16 protein-coding genes are annotated in these 16,427 nt (G+C 71.5%); 2 read left to right on the forward strand and 14 right to left on the reverse strand.

Features of this window, described 5'->3' with window-relative positions; all coding sequences use genetic code 11:
- The gene (locus tag I5G_RS05590; protein ID WP_022878186.1) at nt 1–462 is read right to left on the reverse strand and encodes a MerR family transcriptional regulator; all 462 of its coding nucleotides are present in this window, start codon (nt 460–462) and stop codon (nt 1–3) included.
- A 51-nt stretch (nt 463–513) separates the two neighbouring features.
- On the opposite strand from I5G_RS05590, the gene I5G_RS05595 reads away from it, so the two are divergent.
- On the forward strand, nt 514–1,359 hold the full coding sequence (locus I5G_RS05595) for an NAD(P)/FAD-dependent oxidoreductase (RefSeq protein ID WP_026095673.1): 846 nt from the start codon (nt 514–516) through the stop codon (nt 1,357–1,359).
- Here the strand turns inward: I5G_RS05595 and I5G_RS20840 are convergent.
- From I5G_RS20840 to I5G_RS20850, 3 genes are all read right to left on the reverse strand, one after another.
- Complete coding sequence (locus I5G_RS20840; RefSeq protein WP_022878188.1) at nt 1,344–2,924, reverse strand: chitinase; 1,581 nt, start codon at nt 2,922–2,924, stop codon at nt 1,344–1,346. The genes I5G_RS05595 and I5G_RS20840 overlap by 16 nt on opposite strands.
- Nucleotides 2,921–5,263: a glycosyltransferase family 2 protein gene (locus tag I5G_RS20845; RefSeq protein ID WP_083896561.1), complete on the reverse strand. Its 2,343-nt coding sequence runs from the start codon at nt 5,261–5,263 to the stop codon at nt 2,921–2,923. Before I5G_RS20845 ends, I5G_RS20840 begins: the two co-directional genes overlap by 4 nt.
- Nucleotides 5,264–5,465: 202 nt before the next feature.
- A complete protein-coding gene (locus tag I5G_RS20850; RefSeq protein WP_051038648.1) occupies nt 5,466–6,632 on the reverse strand; it encodes a serine hydrolase domain-containing protein in 1,167 nt (388 codons plus the stop codon).
- Nucleotides 6,633–6,696: 64 nt separating this feature from the next.
- Between I5G_RS20850 and I5G_RS05620 the strand changes: the two genes are divergently transcribed.
- Nucleotides 6,697–7,782: a hypothetical protein gene (locus tag I5G_RS05620; RefSeq protein ID WP_022878192.1), complete on the forward strand. Its 1,086-nt coding sequence runs from the start codon at nt 6,697–6,699 to the stop codon at nt 7,780–7,782.
- 33 nt (nt 7,783–7,815) lie between these two features.
- Here the strand turns inward: I5G_RS05620 and I5G_RS05625 are convergent, their stop codons facing one another.
- The 10 genes from I5G_RS05625 to I5G_RS05670 all read right to left on the reverse strand — a co-directional run bounded on the left by I5G_RS05625 (nt 7,816) and on the right by I5G_RS05670 (nt 16,262).
- Nucleotides 7,816–9,813 (reverse strand): cytochrome c oxidase assembly protein, encoded by a 1,998-nt coding sequence (locus I5G_RS05625; protein WP_022878193.1) that lies wholly within the window; start codon nt 9,811–9,813, stop codon nt 7,816–7,818.
- A 95-nt stretch (nt 9,814–9,908) separates the two neighbouring features.
- On the reverse strand, nt 9,909–10,196 hold the full coding sequence (locus I5G_RS05630) for an HU family DNA-binding protein (RefSeq protein WP_022878194.1): 288 nt from the start codon (nt 10,194–10,196) through the stop codon (nt 9,909–9,911).
- A gap of 206 nt (nt 10,197–10,402) precedes the next feature.
- Nucleotides 10,403–11,275, reverse strand: coding sequence for a hypothetical protein (locus I5G_RS05635; protein ID WP_022878195.1), 873 nt, complete (start codon nt 11,273–11,275; stop codon nt 10,403–10,405).
- A 133-nt stretch (nt 11,276–11,408) separates the two neighbouring features.
- Nucleotides 11,409–11,714, reverse strand: coding sequence for a 30S ribosomal protein S14 (gene rpsN, locus I5G_RS05640; protein WP_022878196.1), 306 nt, complete (start codon nt 11,712–11,714; stop codon nt 11,409–11,411).
- A 4-nt stretch (nt 11,715–11,718) separates the two neighbouring features.
- Nucleotides 11,719–11,889: a 50S ribosomal protein L33 gene (gene rpmG / locus I5G_RS05645; protein ID WP_022878197.1), complete on the reverse strand. Its 171-nt coding sequence runs from the start codon at nt 11,887–11,889 to the stop codon at nt 11,719–11,721.
- Nucleotides 11,889–12,125 carry a 50S ribosomal protein L28 gene (rpmB, locus tag I5G_RS05650; RefSeq protein ID WP_013584774.1) on the reverse strand — a complete coding sequence of 79 codons (237 nt, stop codon included), beginning with the start codon at nt 12,123–12,125 and terminating at the stop codon, nt 11,889–11,891. The genes rpmG and rpmB overlap by 1 nt, the downstream gene beginning before the upstream one ends.
- Nucleotides 12,126–12,421: 296 nt before the next feature.
- Nucleotides 12,422–13,090: a DNA-3-methyladenine glycosylase gene (locus I5G_RS05655; RefSeq protein ID WP_022878198.1), complete on the reverse strand. Its 669-nt coding sequence runs from the start codon at nt 13,088–13,090 to the stop codon at nt 12,422–12,424.
- On the reverse strand, nt 13,087–14,493 hold the full coding sequence (locus I5G_RS05660; protein ID WP_022878199.1) for a hypothetical protein: 1,407 nt from the start codon (nt 14,491–14,493) through the stop codon (nt 13,087–13,089). Before I5G_RS05660 ends, I5G_RS05655 begins: the two co-directional genes overlap by 4 nt.
- On the reverse strand, nt 14,483–15,340 hold the full coding sequence (locus I5G_RS05665; RefSeq protein ID WP_022878200.1) for a TIGR03943 family protein: 858 nt from the start codon (nt 15,338–15,340) through the stop codon (nt 14,483–14,485). The genes I5G_RS05660 and I5G_RS05665 overlap by 11 nt, the downstream gene beginning before the upstream one ends.
- Entirely contained in the window at nt 15,333–16,262 is a 930-nt protein-coding gene (locus I5G_RS05670) for a permease (RefSeq protein ID WP_239642501.1), read from the reverse strand. Before I5G_RS05670 ends, I5G_RS05665 begins: the two co-directional genes overlap by 8 nt.
- Nucleotides 16,263–16,427: the final 165 nt, after the last annotated feature.

The raw sequence follows: 16,427 nt of genomic DNA on the forward strand, positions 1-16,427 counted from the left end.
TCATGCTAGTTCGCGCGGGATGCCGGGCGCGGGAACGGGCGGTTCGGTGTGAGTGACGAGCCACCGGGCCTGGCCTGTGAGGACGTCCTCGACGTGGCTGCGGAAGCGGTGGCACTCGGTGATGTCGTGCGCGCGGCAGCGCAGCGCGTGCTCGGTCATCGCCCGGGCCTGAGCGATGTCGGCGGCGCGGCGGTCGAGCTCGGCCACGTGCTCCTCGAGCACCCGATGCCGGTCGGGGGCGTCCTCGTCGAGGAGCACGCGGATCTGGTCGAGCGACATGCCCGCCGCCTTGTTGCGGAGGATCACCGCGATGCGCACGAGATCGGCGTCACCGAAGCGGCGCCGTCCCGCCGGGTTCCGCGCCGGGCGGAGGAGACCCTCGTCCTCCCAGTGCCGCAGGACGTGCGTCTCGAGCCCGAACCGGGCCGCCGCGTCGCCGATCGTCTCGCCGTTTGACTTCATGTCGACATGAAGTCACACGATGGTCGCGAACGCAAACGGAAGGAGCCCGTCATGTACGAGGCCATCATCATCGGCGGCGGTCCCGGGGGCCTGCAGGCCGCCCTCACCCTCGGGCGCATGCACCGACGCGTACTGCTGCTGGACTCCGGCGAGTACCGCAACGCGACGGTCGAGCACGCGCACAACCTGCTCGGCAACGACGGCGTCGCGCCGGCCGACCTCCGGCGCCGCGGCCGCGCCGAGCTAGACGCTTACGCGACGGTGGAGATCCGGGATGCCAGGGTCTCCGGGGTCGCCGCGGACGCCGACGGCGTGCGGGTGGAGGTCGACGGCGAGACGCTCCGCGCGGAGCACCTCGTGCTGGCGACGGGCCTCGCCGACGACCTGCCGCCGATCCCCGGACTCGCGGAGCACTGGGGGAACCGCGTCGCCAACTGCCCGTTCTGCCACGGCCACGAGTTCGCGGGCCGGCCGGTCGCGATCCTCAACGCCTCCCCGCACGCGGTTATGCTGCGCGGGATGCTCGAGCCCGTGGCATCCGAGGTCCGGGTGCTCGACCCCGCACGTGTCGTGGCCGTCGAAGACCTGGAGGACGGCCTGAGGCTCGTTCTCGACGACGCGTCGACCGTCGACGTGGCCGGGGTGTTCGTCGCCCCGGCGCCGCGTCAGCGCGCACCGTTCGCCGCGGACCTCGGCCTGACGTTCCAGGAGTCGGGGGCCGTGCGCATCGACCCGTACGGGCGCACCGGCGTCGAGCGCGTGTTCGCGGCGGGCGACATGGCGCACCCCGACCACTTCCCCGGCCCCATGGCGACGCTCGCGGTGGCCATCGCGAGCGGGCAGCTCGCGGCGGTGGCGATCGTGCAGAGCCTCGCGGCGACTCAGCAGCCGGCCTGACCCCCGATCACGCGGTCGGCGGTGAGTGGCATCCACGGGGACGTCCCCGGATCGATGGATGCCGCGGCGGGGCTGTCGCCCTGCGTCCACCACCGCGCCTGGAACGCCGTGCCGTCGAGCTCGACGCATCTCCCCGCGGTGTAGACGTCGGTGCCGTTCCACGTCGGGAGGAGACCCGCGGGGAGCGTCGGCTGCGGCTGCGGGGTCTCGCCGGCGAGCACGGGCCCGACGATCGTCCACGGAGAGTCGCTCGCGGCCACCGTGGGGTCGTCGGGCTGGGCCCCGCGCGTCCACCACTTCGCCCGGTACACCGTGCCGTGCCACACCACCTTCGTCCCCGCGAGGTAGGTGCTCCCGGATACCCACACGGGATAGGGGCTGCGGGCCGGATCGTCCGTCGGCGCGGGCGGCAGGGGCGTCGACGCCGCGGGCGCGGCCGCGACGGATGCCGTGAAGCCTGCGCCGAGCGTCGCGGCGAACGTGGTGTCCCCCTGATCCACGCCGCTGCAGGCGTCCGAGACGAGGCGCACGTCCGCGTAGTTCTCGCCGCACGTACGGTCGCGGTTGAGGGACCACATCGACACCCGACCGAGGTGCTGCGCGAGCGCGAACGCGTTCAGCTGTCGCGCGTCCTCCAGTCCGAACACCTCCTGCTCCACGTCGTTCTGGCCGATCATCGGCGTCGCGCCCACCTTCGCCCACGCCGTCGCGTCGGCGATCGGGGTGTCGGCATGGGCGTACGCGTCGAGCAGCTGGTCGTGGACGGCCGTGAGCGCATTCTGGGCGACGAGGGCCAGGCTCCGCCCGCCCAGATCGGTGCCGTAGTCCATGGTCATGGCGTTGACGCCGGCGAGGTCGACACCCGCGTCGAGCATCTGCGCCACGGCGGCGCGACCGTCGTCCGTGAGGCCGCGTTCGGAGACCGGGAGGGTGAGCCACACCGCCAGCGGGTCCCCGCTCGCCGCGCGCTCCCGCTGCAGGTCGGCCACGGCGAGCGCCCGCCGGAGCCCGGCGACACGGTCCGCGAGGTCGTCGTTCTCGATGTCGAGATCGATGCGGCCGACCGCGTAGCGGTCGACGACGTCGGCGTACGCCTGCCGAAGGGCGTCGACGTCCGCACAGGCCGATGCCAGTTCCGTGTTCGCCGCCCCGCCGAAGGAGACGACGACGTCTCCGCCGCGCTGTCGGAGCCGGGCGATGCGCCGATCGAGGTCGAGGTCGTCGGCAGCGGCATCCAGGGAGTATGCCGCGCCCCACGAGGGCACGCAGTCGTCGGGAGCGGCGGCGACCACGAAGGCCAGCGCGACATCGCGCGTCTCGTCGTGGCGCGGGGTCTCGAAGTCGTACGCGGGGGTCGCGGTGACGTCGACGTAGCCGGCGAACCACGGCGCGGGCACCTCCGCGCGCGCCTCAGCGGTGCCGCTGAAGAATCGGTAGCCGACGACGCCGCCGGCCACGACGACCGCGACGACGGCGAGACCCGCGAGCACCCGCCACGGCGAGAGGCGTTTGCCGTCGTGCGGTCCCGGGGCGGGCGGGGAGACGTAGCTGACGCGGGAGTTCATCGGAGGCCGGAATCGATCGGGGTCGGGAGGGCGGAGGTCTCCGTCTCGAGGCGGGGCGGAGTCGTCCGCGCGCTGGCCCGATCACCGACCGCGGGATAGCCGTGGTACAGCGCCGCCTCCCAGTCGAAGTCCTCTCCCGTCGGGGTCGTTCCGCTCCCGCCCGCGGCGACCGGCACCCACATCCAGTTCGTCAACCCGAGCCAGACGTCGACGATCGAATTGCGCACCCCGATGTTCTCGACGATGGCCCAGGCCGCGCAGACCGAGTTGAACCCGGCGAATGCGGCCGTACCCCAGTTCTGCGCGGACGCGTTCCACCACGCGGTGACGACCGAGAACACGAGGATCGCCCAGGGGCTCACCACGTACAGGAGCTGCGTCGCCGTGCGATCCCGCACCTTCGGCGTGCGCGCGAACGGGATCTTGCGCCCCGTGAGCGCCTGCTCGACCGACTTGAGCACGCCGGCGAGGTTCACCGGCAGCAGGATGAGGTTGAAGCCGTAGATGCGGAAGATGTCGCGCCGCCGATAGCCGGTGGTGCGCAGATCGCTCGCCTGCGACAGGAAGTACGGCAAGGCCGCGAGCACCACGAGCGGGCTGAGCAGTGCGCTGTCGAAGGGGAACGCGAGCAGGAACACGAGTCCCACGCTGGCCCACGCGAGCGACGCCATGTAGTTCACCCGCAGCAGCCATTCCGCGAGCCGCACGGGCGTCTCGGTGCGGCGCCGCGCCCGCACCTGGGCGAGGAACTTGGGGAGGATGAGCAGCCCGCCGTTCGCCCAGCGGCGTCGCTGCACGACGAGCGAGCCGAAGTCCGGCGGCGTCGCGCTGTAGCTCAGGCGCTCGGGGTAGTTCACGAGCGTCCACCCGCGCTGCGTCAGGTCGATGCTGGACTCGGTGTCCTCGATGACCGTGCGGTCCTGCACGTAGCGGCGCACCTCGAACCCCGACGTGGACTCGATCTCGAGGATGTCGTCGAGGGCCTCCATCCGGATGACGGCGTTGGCCCCCACCCAGAAGGTGGCGCCGTGGGCGGTCATGCCCTGGTGGAGGATGTGCTGGAGGTCAGTGGTCGCACCCGCCAGGCGTTCGATGCGGGTCGGGGCACCGCGGAACGACGAGTACGGCGTCTGCGTGACCGCGACGCGCTCGTTGCCGGGCTGTTCGAGGAAGTGCACGAGCCGCAGGCAGTAGTCGCGCAGCAGCAGGGAATCCGCGTCGAGCGTGAGCAGGTACTCGGCGTTGGGGACGACGAGATCCGCCTCGGCGGCACCCGAGACGAGCCGGAGGTGGACGCCCTGCGGGGTCCGTTCCGCGCGGTAGCGCCCGCCCATGAGCCCGATGTAGGCGTTCAGGTTCATCGCCTTGTTGGGTTCGTGCGACAGGGACGCGTACGCCTTGCGTTCGAAGACCGCCATGTCCGCGGTGAAGATGCGGACGAGCCGGCGGTGGAGCCCGAGGAGGCGCTCCGGTTCCGGTGTCCGCTCGGCGATCAGCGCGGCATCCAGGGCCCGAGCGGTGAGTTCGAGGTCGTCGGCCAGCCCGCGGATCACCTGGTCGATGAAGAACGTGTCGACGTGATCCTCGTGCGGCTCGGTGTCCGCCATCTCGCGCAACCACCGCACGGCTTCGACGTAGGCGGCGTGCACGCGCCGGACCGCGTCCTGGCCCACGCGCCCGGTCGTCAGCAACTCGTGCTCGAACGTGAGCAGCGACTCGGAGAACAGCGAGCGCGGGCCTTCGAGATCCGCATGGATGCCGGCGGCCAGGGCCCGGGTGGCGGCGAGCCGCGCCCGCTCAGCGGGATCGGACGGGGAGGGCGGGTCGTCGAGGAGGAGGACGACCCGCAGGTCCGGGTACTCCTGCAGGGCCGCCGACCACAGCGTCTTGCGGATGACCGACGGCTCTTCCGCGTAGGACGGAACGAGGACGGTGAGGCCGTCGCCGTGTCCGGTGAGGAAGTGCTGATCCAGTTCCGCGCGGGCCGCGCGGCGGTGACGACGGAACCGACCGAGCGCTCCCTCGCGCGCGACCAGGTACATGAGGGCGGACAGCGTGAGGAATGTGACGACGGCGGCATATATCCATGCCTCGACCGTGAGGAGATAGTCGTCCGGCCCGTACACCCGGAGCTGTCGCACGATGGTCGTGAGGATGTACGCGGCCCACGCGACGACGGTGACGATGATCGCGACGCGCGCCCACACCAGGGTCGCCGCGGACGGCGGCGTGTGGACGGTCGGCAGCGGAACGCGGGTGCGCTCGGACCCCCACTGGCGCCGGCGGGCATGTGGGAGCGCTCCCACGCGCTGACGCGACCGTCGGTGTGTGCGAGACATGATTCCCCCCGGGAGCGCCGCATTCGGGTACGGCGTCGGATGCGGTCCGAGGTGCCCCCACCTCGCCGCTCCTGCTGGACGCAGGCCGTACCCACACTGCACCGGACGACGCCCGCGCGGGACCGCCGCGGGCTCTCGCGCGGAAGAACTGCGCCATTCTTGCGCCGATCTTGCGCTCGCCTTGCGCTTTCGGCGCGGCTTCTCAGACCCGCGGCGCCCCGAGGATCACCCGGGCCAGGCGCGACAGCTCGACCGCGCGGGCGTCGACGCCGCCGGGGACCGTCATCCGCGTCGGGATGTAGCCGAACGCCAGGTCGTGCACCGGGTCGGCGAAGGCGATCGCACCGCCGGCGCCATCGTGCCCGAAGGCGCGGAAGCTCGCGAACGGCATGTCGATGTGCGGCTTCATGAAGACGATGCCGAAGCTCAGGGGGATGTCGAGCACCATGTCGCGCCCGCGCACGTGCACCTGCGACATCTCCGCGAACGTCTCGGGCGGCGCGATCGGCTCACCGACGTTCCCGAGCGTCGCCGCGTACAGCCGCGCGAGACCGCGCGCCGATCCGACGCCCCCGGCCGCCGCGGTCCCCCGTCGCCGGACCTCGGGGGAATGCGGCCCGAACCCGGTGAGGATGGCGTCGCCCGCGTGACCGAGCGGGCCGAACGAGGCAGCGAAGAGGTTGTCGCGCGGACCGGGATCGACCGTCTCGGTGAGCAGCGGTGGCCGCGGGTCGACGTACCGGGCGGCCTGATCGTCGGGCAGACCGAGGAAGAAGTCGATGTCGCGGGGCGCGCGGATCCGGGACTCGAAGACGTCCTGCAGCTCCGCCCCCGCGATGCGGCGCACGAGCTCCTCCATGAGGATGCCGATCGTGATCCCGTGGTAGCCGAAGGTGGCCCCGGGTCGCCACAGCGGCCGCTGGCGCGCGAGACGCTCGGCCCCCGCGCGGGAGTCGAGGGCGTCTTCGGGACGGATGCCGTCATCCGTCGCCGGAAGCCCCGCCTGGTGCGACAGGAGCTGGCGGACCGTGATCTCGCCCTTCCCCGCCGCGGCGAACTCGGGCCAGTAGTGCGCGACGGCACGGTCGAGCTCGAGCGCCCCCTCACCGAGGAGCAGCGCGATGACGGTCGCGGCGACGCCCTTGCTCACGGAGTAGACGCCGGTGATGGCATCCGCTCCGGGTCCGCACGCCAGGTCGACGACGACCTCGTCGCCGACGACCACGCACAGCTGCGCACCCCAGTCCGGATCGGCCGCGGACCACTCCGCGAAACGCTCGCGGACGGGCTCGAGATCGGGGCGGACCCGACCCTGGACAGAACTCACGGCATCCTCCTCGATAGCCCCCGCCGCCCCCATGGCCGACATCTCGAAACCCTATCGGGCGCGACGTATTCCGTTCGCGCGCGGGTGGCTTTCTTAGACTGAGACCGTGAACAGCGCGGCGGGGGCACCGACGGCATCCGAGGATGTCGCCGTCGCGCGCCGACCCCGGCGACTCGCGCGCGATCTGACGATCCTGGCGATCGTGGGCGTCCTCCTCCTCGCGGCGCTCGGCGCCGGAGCGGCCGCCGCCTATCGCGAGTTGTACAGCCCCCGCGCGTTCGTCCTGCACTACCTCGAACTGCTGCAGGACCGTCGCGCAGCCGAAGCACTCGCGGTTCCCGGCGTCGCGGTCGACTCCGCCGAACTCGAGAGCGCGGGCCTGCCGACCTCGGCATCCGATGCCCTCCTTCGCCCGGACGCGCTGCAGACCATCACCGACGCGCGCGTCATCGACGAGGCCGCCGACGGCGACGTCACCCGCGTGACCGTGGCCTACCGTGCGGGTTCGTACGACGGGAAGACGACGTTCGCCGTGCGCCAGGACGGCTGGATCGGCGTCGTGCCGCACTGGCGCTTCGACGTGAGCCCGCTCGCGGTCGTCGCGCTCACCGTGGGCGGCTCGATGCAGTTCTCGGTCAACGGCTTCGAGATCGACAAGCGGCAGGTGTCGATGGACGGAGTGGATGCCGACCCCTCGGCGCCCGTCCCCCTGCTGGTGTTCTCCCCGGGGCTGTACTCGGTCGCCGTGGACACCCCGATGTCGACGACGCCGGGCGTTGCGATCCTCGCCGACTCACCGCTGACCGACGTGCCCGTCGAGGTGCAGGCGCAGCCCACCGAGCAGTTCGTGTCCGTCGTGCAGCAGCGCGTCTCGGACTTCCTCACCGCGTGCGCGCAGCAGAAGGTGCTGCAGCCCACCGGATGCCCCTTCGGCTTCACCGTGCGCAACCGCATCGACGACGCTCCCACGTGGTCGATCGTCGAGCAGCCGACGGTCTCCGTCGTGCCGGACGGCGCGGGCTGGCGCATCCCCTCCACCCGGGCGGTGGCGCACATCGAGGTCGACATCCGCTCGATCTTCGACGGCTCGGTCCGCACGGTGGAGGAGGACGTCCCCTTCACCGTCAACGGCGAGATCTCGGTGCAGCCCGACGGGTCGGCATCCATCTCCATCGGCGGCAGCCTCGACTGAGGCCGGTGCCGCACCGGGAGCGGGCGGGCGGGCTCAGCGGCCCTTCGCGGCCTCGCGCTCGGCGGCGCGGGCGTCGCGCTCGGCCAGCCGCTGCAGTTCGGCGTTGTAGGCGTCGAGCTCGACGTCGCCCACCCGGTCGACGTGGCGGTCACGGCGGCGCTGCTGCCGCTCGTCGCTGCGGCTCCACTGGATCGCGACGGTGATCGCGAGGATCAGCGTCGGGATCTCGCCGACGCTCCACGCGACACCGCCACCGGTGTACTGGTCCTGCAGCGGGGTGGCGCCCCACGTGCGGCCCATCGATCCGAACCACTCGGCCGCCATGAGGCCGGAGTTCATCATGATCGCGATGCCGAAGAACGCGTGCATCGCCATCACGGCGATCAAGATGAGGAGCCGCCCCGGGTACGGCAGCCGGAAGGGCACCGGGTCGATCCCGATGAGGCTCAGGACGAACAGATACCCCGTGATGAGGAAGTGCGCGACCATCCAGATGTGCCCGACGTGGTCGTACAGCGACCAGCGGAACAGGTCGGTGTAGTAGAACGCCCACAGCGACACGATGAACAGGCCGGCCGCGACGAACGGGTTCGTGAGGACCTTCGCGACCGGGTTGTGCACGGCCCACAGGATCCACTCGCGGCCACCGCGCGACCCGTCGTCGCGCTTGCGGATCGCGCGCGCCGCGAGCGTGACAGGAGCACCCGCCACCAGCATCAGCGGGATCGCCATCGACAGCAGCATGTGCTCGATCATGTGCACGCTGAACAGGTAGTCCTGGTAGACGTTCAGCGGACCCGAGGTGACCCAGAACACCGCCAGCATCCCCAGCGACCACAGCACGGTGCGGTGGATCGGCCACGCGTCGCCGCGCCGACGGAGGCGCCACACGCCCGCCAGGTAGAAGAACAGCCCGAAGCCGGCGACGAACGCCCACAGCAGGTCGATGTCCCACGCCGTGAACCAGCGGTCGATCGTGAACTCCGGCGGGACCGGCGCCCCGGTGAGCACCTCGGCGGGCGTGGTGCCGATGAGGGGGAGGTCGGCGGCGGGCGGGGGCGTGCGGGCGAGGGCGACGGCGATGCCGCTCGCGACGCCCATGAACACCAGCTCGAGCAGCACGACGCCCCAGAACCGGCGCGACCCCTCCGCATCGCCCATGCGGCCGATGAGGCGCCGACGGTACCAGGCACCGAGGATCCCCATCGCGACGAGCGCGGTGACCTTGACGAGCACGAGGATGCCGTACGGCGAGAGGAGGTTCTGCCACCCGACCAGGCCGATCGAGGCGCGCACCGTGCCGGAGATCGCCACGACGACGAAGGCCACCAGCGCGATCGACGAGTACCGCAGCATCGTGGTCTGCAGCTGCGGGCGCGTCATCGCCGGGCGCACGACCACGAGGAGGATGAGGCCGCCGAGCCATACGGCCGCGGCGAGGATGTGCAGCACGAGCGAGGTGACGGCGGCCGTGTGGCTCGCCTCGGTGCCCGCATGGCCCTGCGTCCCCATCGGGATGAGGGCCGCGAGCGCGAGGATCGCGACGAGGAGCGTCGGGAGCCACGAGCGCACGGCGAACGTGAGCACCGTGAGCACGGCACCCGCGATCGTGGTGATGAGCCAGGCCGGACCGATCTCGGTCTCGACGAGGAACCGCCCCAGCTGCTGCCCGAAGAGCGGGTCGAGGGTCGGGGTGGCGTTGATGACGTTGAGGAACGTCAGGAATCCGGTGGTCGCCGAGGCGACGGTGAAGACGGCCGCGCCGATGGATGCCGTGTCCAGCGCGATCTCGAACGGTCGCTCCCCCGCCGGCAGCGCGAACAACGCCAGGACGAGCGAGCCGACCATGGCCGCGGCCGAGAGGTTGACCACGAGCGTCGAGATCGGGAGACCCCAGCGGACGAACGGACCGGGGTCGGCGAGGAGCGACGGTGCGGCACCGCCGCCGTAAGCGAGACCCGCGACGACGCAGATCAGCGAGACCACGACGAGGATGACGGGTCCGGCCACGCGCAGGGCTCGGGGATTCACCCCCCAAGCCTACGTCGTGCCCCACCACGCGCGGCCGGAAAGACAAGAGGGGGGATGCCGACTGGCATCCCCCCTCTTGTCAGGTCTACGTCGTCTTACTTGACGGCGGCCTTCAGCTTCGAGCCGGCGGTGACCTTGACGCGCTTGCCCGCGGGGATCGAGATCTCCTCGCCCGTCTGGGGGTTGCGGCCGGTGCGGGCCGACGTGGCGACCTGCTCGAACGCGATCCAGCCGGGGATCGAGACCTTGCTGCCCTTGGCGACCGCCTCGGAGACGGTGGAGAAGAGGGAGTCGAGCACGCTCGACACGGCGGACTGGCTCTGTCCGGTCGCGCTGGCGATGCTCGCGACGAGCTCGGTCTTGGTGATGGACTTGTCGGCCATGTGGTTTGTCCTCCAGGCGACTGTGGTGTCGCCTCTCGTTACATCGGACGAGGAGGGATTCTCCTCGGTGGTCGGGAGACCGCCTCGACAGTATCAACCGAACCGCGGAATTACGCGGATTTTGACGGATTTCGCCCTCGGGAGGGCGGCGTGTCGCGAGTCGGATGGGGCGCGAGGGGCTCGTGGGGCGCGCGAGAGAACCCTCGTCACCCCTTCGCGCGGGATCGGAGCCGATGAACGCCGACCGCCGCGGCCGCCACCAGGGCCGCCACACCCCACGGCACGACACCGCCGACGTCGGGGGTGCCGCTCGCGGCGAGCTGCGGCGCGGCCGTCGGGGTGAAGGTCGGCGACGACGACGCAGAAGCCTGCGGTCCCGGCGAGCTCCCCTCGGTGGACGACGGCGCAGGCTCCGGCTCTTCGGCAGCCTCCGCAACGGTGAGTTCCGTCAACGCGACCGTGTTGCCGGCATAGACGAAGACCCGATATGTCCCCGGTCGAAGATCGGGGACCGTCCAGGGCGCCAGGATCCTGCCGCTGTCGTTGGTCGTCCCCAGGGACTGGTACTCGACGGGATCGGACATGACGCGGAGCCCGGCGGCCACGTCCGGAGGGAATGCCTCGGCGGACACGACGACCCGCTGCCCCGGAGTGACGGGGTTCGGCGTCACCTGGACGGAGGCGTTCTCGGACGACGGCGGCTCCTCTCCCGGCGCGAGCACCATGAACTCCAGCCCACCCTGCACCGACCCCGCCGTCGCATCGAGCTGATGCTGACCCGGCGGCAGGTCGGGCACAGTGAAGGGCAGGGTGAAGGTGCCGTCGCTCGCGCTCCGACCGATCAGGGTGGGGTCCGGACTCGCGGACGTCGTGACATAGACGTCGGCGTTGGGAGTGAACCCGAGCCCGATGATCTGCACCTGCTGGCCGACGCTCGCGGCGGGCGGCACCATCCACACCGCGCCGTCGCCGGAGGCGGGTGGGGCGTCCGCCGCACCGGCCGCTCCTGCAACGCCGAACACGGCCGCGAGACCGATCCCGATTCCCCACGCGACGATTCGCCGCACCGTCTTCCGCACGCCTGCTCCTCTGCAACCGGGAAGGTCGGTGCCCCGCCGCCTTCGCGGGAATACTAGCGAAAGGAATGGCCGGGAAACGACGAAGGGCGGGAGCCCCTCTCGGGACCCCCGCCCTTCGCGGTGGTACTGGTGCTTACCAGGACGACTTGGTGACGCCGGGCAGCTCGCCACGGTGCGCCATGTCGCGGAAGCGGACGCGCGAGACGCCGAACTTCGTCAGCACGCCACGGGGGCGGCCGTCGATGACGTCGCGGCTGCGCACGCGGGCGGGCGACGCGTTGCGGGGCAGCTTCTGCAGGCCCACGCGGGCGGCCTCACGGGCCTCGTCGGTCGCGTTGGGGTCGACCAGGGTCTTCTTCAGCTCGGCGCGCTTCGCGGCGTAGCGCTCGACGACGACCTTGCGCTGCTCGTTGCGCGCGATCTTGCTCTTCTTAGCCATGTGCTTAGCGCTCCTCTCGGAAGTCGACGTGCTTGCGGACCACGGGGTCGTACTTCTTGAGCACGATGCGGTCGGGGTTGTTGCGGCGGTTCTTGCGCGTCACGTAGGTGTAGCCCGTGCCGGCGGTCGAACGCAGCTTGATGATCGGACGAATGTCCTGAGCCTTCTTCGCCATTACAGCTTCACGCCCTTCGCCTGCAGGTCACGGACGACGGCCTCGATACCGCGCGCGTCGATGACCTTGATGCCCTTCGCCGAGACGTTGAGCTTGATGTTGCGACCCAGCGACGGAACGAAGTAGGTCTTCTTCTGCACGTTCGGGTCGAAGCGGCGCTTCGTCCGGCGGTGCGAGTGCGAGATGTTGTGACCGAAGCCGGGAACCGCTCCAGTCACCTGGCACACTGCTGCCATGGTGATGTCTCCTTCTGTACCGTGACACCGGACGGTGCCACCCAAGATCCCTTGTCTGCACCCCGTTCCGGGCACAGCACGAGGCCGGGATCGGAAGAAGGGGTACGTACTGCGTGCTGGAGTGCGCGCAGACAAGCGTTCAGTCTAGCACGGACGGCGTGTCGCCTTGACGGGCCGGCGCCTCCGACGCATCCCGCCCCCGCTCAGCGATCCGCGCAAACTCAGTCGGATCGACCTGGATGCCACTGAGGTTGCGCGAATCGCCGAGGTTACGCCGGGGAAACCCGGGGCCGATCTCAACGCGCCGCCTCCGCCGCCCCTCGCCCCCACCGGAACGCGGACACAGTCGGGTCGCCGTCGATCCAGAACCGCCACGGGAAGGCATCCGTCCCCGCGATCCCGGCCACGCCCACGCGCGGACCGGTCGTCGCCGCGACCGGCTCGTCGGGCAGGAACAGCCGCGCCCGGGCGCCCGCCCGTTCGGCTCCCGTGACCGCGTCGATCCCGTCGTGGACCGGATGCCGGAGGCCCACGGCATCTCCCAGTCGTCCGGGACCGCGCGCGAGGTCGCGTGCCGCGCGCACGACGCCCCCGCGCTCCCGCCGTCGGCGTTCGGCCACGTCGGTGCCCTCGATGACCTCGCCGCCGCGCAGCAGCACACCGCCGGCGACGCCGTCCGGACCGCACACCACATTGACGCACGAATGGATGCCATGGCTCAGGTACACGTACAGGTGACCGGGTTCGCCCCACATGGTGGCGTTCCGCGCGGTCGGGCCGCTGCGTGCGTGCGAGCCCGGGTCGGGGCGGTCGCCCGTGCCGAGCCCGTGGTACGCCTCGACCTCGGTGAGGCGGAGGACCACGCGCTCCCCCGCGACCACCGTCTCGAGGTGCGCGCCGAGGAGCAGGGGCGCGACCTCGACGGGCAGAGCGGCGAGGTCGTCGCGCGTCGCGGGTCGCGTCATCCGGGCGGCACCTGGCACCACGACAGGTCGAAGCCCTGCAGCGCGGACAGCTCCTGACCGGTGTCGATCTCGACGAGATGCGTCTGGAGGCGCCCCGGGAGCGGCAGCTGGTACCGGTCGAACGGGTTGTCGACCGCCTGCGGGGCGACGAGCACCGCCGCGTAGCGCCCGCTCGGCGAGACGCACGTCTGCAGCACGGTGTCGGTGCCGGGGACCTTCAGCAGCGGACGCACCGCGCCGTCCGGGTCGACGTGCCCGATCGTCGTGGAGCGGTAAGCCCCGTCGGACCCGATGTCGGCGAACGAGCGGAGCGTGCCGGTGCCGGTTCCGGGCACGGGCGTCGCACGCCCCGGCATCCCGGGCGGGTCGACCGGGTCCTCGAGCGGCTGCTCCGAACCGTCGCTCAGGTTGATCTCGCGGATGCCCTCGAGCCGCTCGACGATCGCGATCGACGAGCCGCGGGCGATGCCGTCGATGGACTGGGCGGTGCCGAGCGGCGCGGCGTTGCCGCCCTGCGCGTCGGTCAGCAGCAGCCGGAAGTCGAACGTCAGCACGAGCATGCTGTCGGTGTCCGGCACGAACCGCCAGTCGGCGACACGCACGTCCCCGCCGTTGAGGCCGACCTCGACCGGCGGCGCCTCGTCGGCGGCCGACGCCGTGAAGAGCTTGCTCTCGCGTCCGCCGGTCGTGCCGAGGGTGGCATCCGAGAAGGTGAATCCGATGCGCTCACCGCGGTCGGCGGACTGCAGGTTCGACACGAACCCCGGGCCGGGCAGCGGGATGTCACGCGGGTTCTTGCCGTCGAGGTCGGTGATGATGACGCGCGCGCGGTCGTCCTCGCGCACCGAGATCACGAGGTGGTTCGCTGTCGCGCGGAAATCCTCGATGTGCGGGTGGGTGAACACCGGCAGCCCCGCGTCGCCGTGGAGGTCGGTGTGGAAGATCGTGTCGCCGGAGGACGTGCCGCGCTGCAACAGGAACGCCTGCAGCGGCGGAGTGCGGAAGGTCTCGGTCAACGTCGCCGCGGGCCCGGCGCCGAGCCCGCGGACGTCGTGGACGGTCACGCTGTAGTCGGAGTCGTCGCGCAGCGGGAGGGTGAAACGGATGCCGACGCTCCGCCCCGACGTGTCGACCGTGAACGGTGTCGCCGGCTGCACCTCGACCTGCGAGGGGTCGATCTTCGCGAGGGACTGCGTCGTCGTGAGGATGACCCGGGCACCGGATGCCGCGACCGCGGCGCTCGGGTCGACCTGCACGTCCGTGACCCGGGGGCCCTGCGCGACCGCGACGACACCACCGACCCCGCCGACCAGGACGAGCGCCGCGACCACGGCCCCGAAGGCGAGGAGATACCCGCGACCGCGGCGCCGGCGGGCGCGGACGCGGCGGGAGTCAGTACTCATACGGATCCGTCGGCTGGTCGATGGTCGCGACCTGGTCGGCGCGCACCTCGAGCGCCCCGTCCCCGCTCGAACGGACGGTTCCGGTCACGGTGACCCACTGCCCGGTCGCCGGCGCGGCGCCGTTGGCGCTGATCGGCAACCGCGCCGTCTGCGCGTCGATGACGCAGTGCGTGATGACCAGGCGCGTGAGGTCGAAGGTCGCGCCGTCCTGCCCGGGCGTGATGAACCCGGTGAGGGTGACCGGCTTGCCGTCGAACGTCTCGGGGTTGGTCGCGTGCGCGAACACCGCCGCCCAGTCGCCGATGCCGAACTTCGAGGTGTCGCCGGAGGCCGCGAGCGTGATCACGTCGGCGCCGACGAACAACGGCGGGGCGCCGACGTCGCGCGAGACGGCGAGCTCGGCCGACAGCGCCGCGGGCGGGGTCAGCAGCACCGCGACCACCGCACCCGAGGCGATGAGCCCGCCGCTGAACGCGGCGATGCCGGCCGGCGTCAGGCGCGGGCGCGCGGCGAGATGCTCGTGCGCGTCGTGATCGTGGGCGTCGGCCGCGTCGGCGTGGGCGTGATCGGCGTGCGCGAAGGCCTCGCGACGGGCCAGCGCGGGCGCCGGGGCGTGCCCGTGCTCGTGGTCGTGACCGTGATCGGCCTCCGCACCGAGCGGCAGCGCGAACGTCGCGACGGAGCCGACGAGGGCGACCACCGCCATCCCGATGGCGAACCACGCCGAGTCGGGGTTGACGTACAGCGCGAGGCGGCCGGTGAGCCACAGCGCGATCGTCGTGACCGCGAGGCACGCGGCGAGGCCGACGCCGAGCCACCGCGTGGCCAGGGCACCCGTTCTAGACAAGGAGGTTCACCACCGTTCCGAGCGCGAAGGCCGACAGCACGACCACGATCGTCAGCCCCACGAGCACGCGTGTGGTGAAGGTCGTGCGCAGCAGCGCGTACATCTTCAGGTCGACGACCGGACCGACGACGAGGAACGCGACGATCGAGCCCGGCGTGAAGGTCGAGGCGAAGGAGAGCGCGAAGAACGCGTCGACGTTGGAGCACAGGGACACGACGACGGCGAGCACCATCATCGCCGCGATCGACAGCGCGGGGTCGGAGCCGATCGCCAGCAGCGCGCTCCGCGGGATCAGCACCTGCACCGCCCCCGCGATGAGCGAGCCGATGATGAGCGCCGGCATGACCGACCGCAGCTCGACGACGAACTGCGCGAGCGAGCGGCGCCCGCGCCCGCCGCGCTCCTGCACCACGATCTCGCACGTCTCGAGGAAGCGCTCGGTGAGGAGCTTGTCGGGATCCGGATGCCGGCTGTACAGCCAGCCGATGAGGTTGGCGATGAGGAAGCCCCCGACGAGGCGACCCACCAGGATGCCGTCGCTCAGCCCGAACGCGGCGTTCGTGCTGATGATGACGATGGGGTTCACGATCGGCGCGGCGACGAGGAACGTCAGGGTGTCCGACACCGCGAACCCGCGCATGAGCAGGCCGCGGGCGAAGGGCACGTTGCCGCACTCGCACACCGGGATGAGCATGCCGAGGAGCGACAGCACCGCCCGGCGCGCCCACGGGGCGCGTGGCATCCATCGCTCGATCGCCCCGGGCGGCACCCACACCTGCACGATGATCGAGAGCAGCACGCCCAGGACGACGAACGGCAGCGACTCGATCAGCACGCTGAGCGCGAGGGTCAGGCCGTCCTGCGCGCGGGTGGGGAGGGGCGCCGCGAAGAACGTGGGCGCGAGCGCGTCGATGAGGAACAGCGCGACGACGACGAGGAGACCCACGCCGAGGCCGGCGAGGGTACGCGTGACGCCGGAACGCGGGGGTGCCGACGCGACCGTGCGACTAGTCGTCGCCACGCTCACGAGCGCGCGCCCGCGCGCAGTCGGCGCAGATGCCGAAGATGTCGACGACGTGCTCGGCCT

Origin of the sequence: Microbacterium sp. B19 (assembly GCF_000333395.1) — a bacterium.
In the GTDB taxonomy this organism is placed as follows: Bacteria; Actinomycetota; Actinomycetes; order Actinomycetales; family Microbacteriaceae; genus Microbacterium.

What these genes read in the sequence shown, in the direction of transcription:
- I5G_RS05590 (WP_022878186.1), bottom strand. Translation starts at nt 462, where the DNA reads ATGAAGTCAAACGGCGAGACGATCGGCGACGCGGCGGCCCGGTTCGGG.
- I5G_RS05595 (WP_026095673.1), top strand. Translation starts at nt 514, where the DNA reads ATGTACGAGGCCATCATCATCGGCGGCGGTCCCGGGGGCCTGCAGGCC.
- I5G_RS20840 (WP_022878188.1), bottom strand. Translation starts at nt 2,924, where the DNA reads ATGAACTCCCGCGTCAGCTACGTCTCCCCGCCCGCCCCGGGACCGCAC.
- I5G_RS05630 (WP_022878194.1), bottom strand. Translation starts at nt 10,196, where the DNA reads ATGGCCGACAAGTCCATCACCAAGACCGAGCTCGTCGCGAGCATCGCC.
- I5G_RS05655 (WP_022878198.1), bottom strand. Translation starts at nt 13,090, where the DNA reads ATGACGCGACCCGCGACGCGCGACGACCTCGCCGCTCTGCCCGTCGAG.
- I5G_RS20850 (WP_051038648.1), bottom strand. Translation starts at nt 6,632, where the DNA reads ATGTCGGCCATGGGGGCGGCGGGGGCTATCGAGGAGGATGCCGTGAGT.
- rpmG (WP_022878197.1), bottom strand. Translation starts at nt 11,889, where the DNA reads ATGGCGAAGAAGGCTCAGGACATTCGTCCGATCATCAAGCTGCGTTCG.
- I5G_RS20845 (WP_083896561.1), bottom strand. Translation starts at nt 5,263, where the DNA reads ATGTCTCGCACACACCGACGGTCGCGTCAGCGCGTGGGAGCGCTCCCA.
- I5G_RS05660 (WP_022878199.1), bottom strand. Translation starts at nt 14,493, where the DNA reads ATGAGTACTGACTCCCGCCGCGTCCGCGCCCGCCGGCGCCGCGGTCGC.
- rpsN (WP_022878196.1), bottom strand. Translation starts at nt 11,714, where the DNA reads ATGGCTAAGAAGAGCAAGATCGCGCGCAACGAGCAGCGCAAGGTCGTC.
- rpmB (WP_013584774.1), bottom strand. Translation starts at nt 12,125, where the DNA reads ATGGCAGCAGTGTGCCAGGTGACTGGAGCGGTTCCCGGCTTCGGTCAC.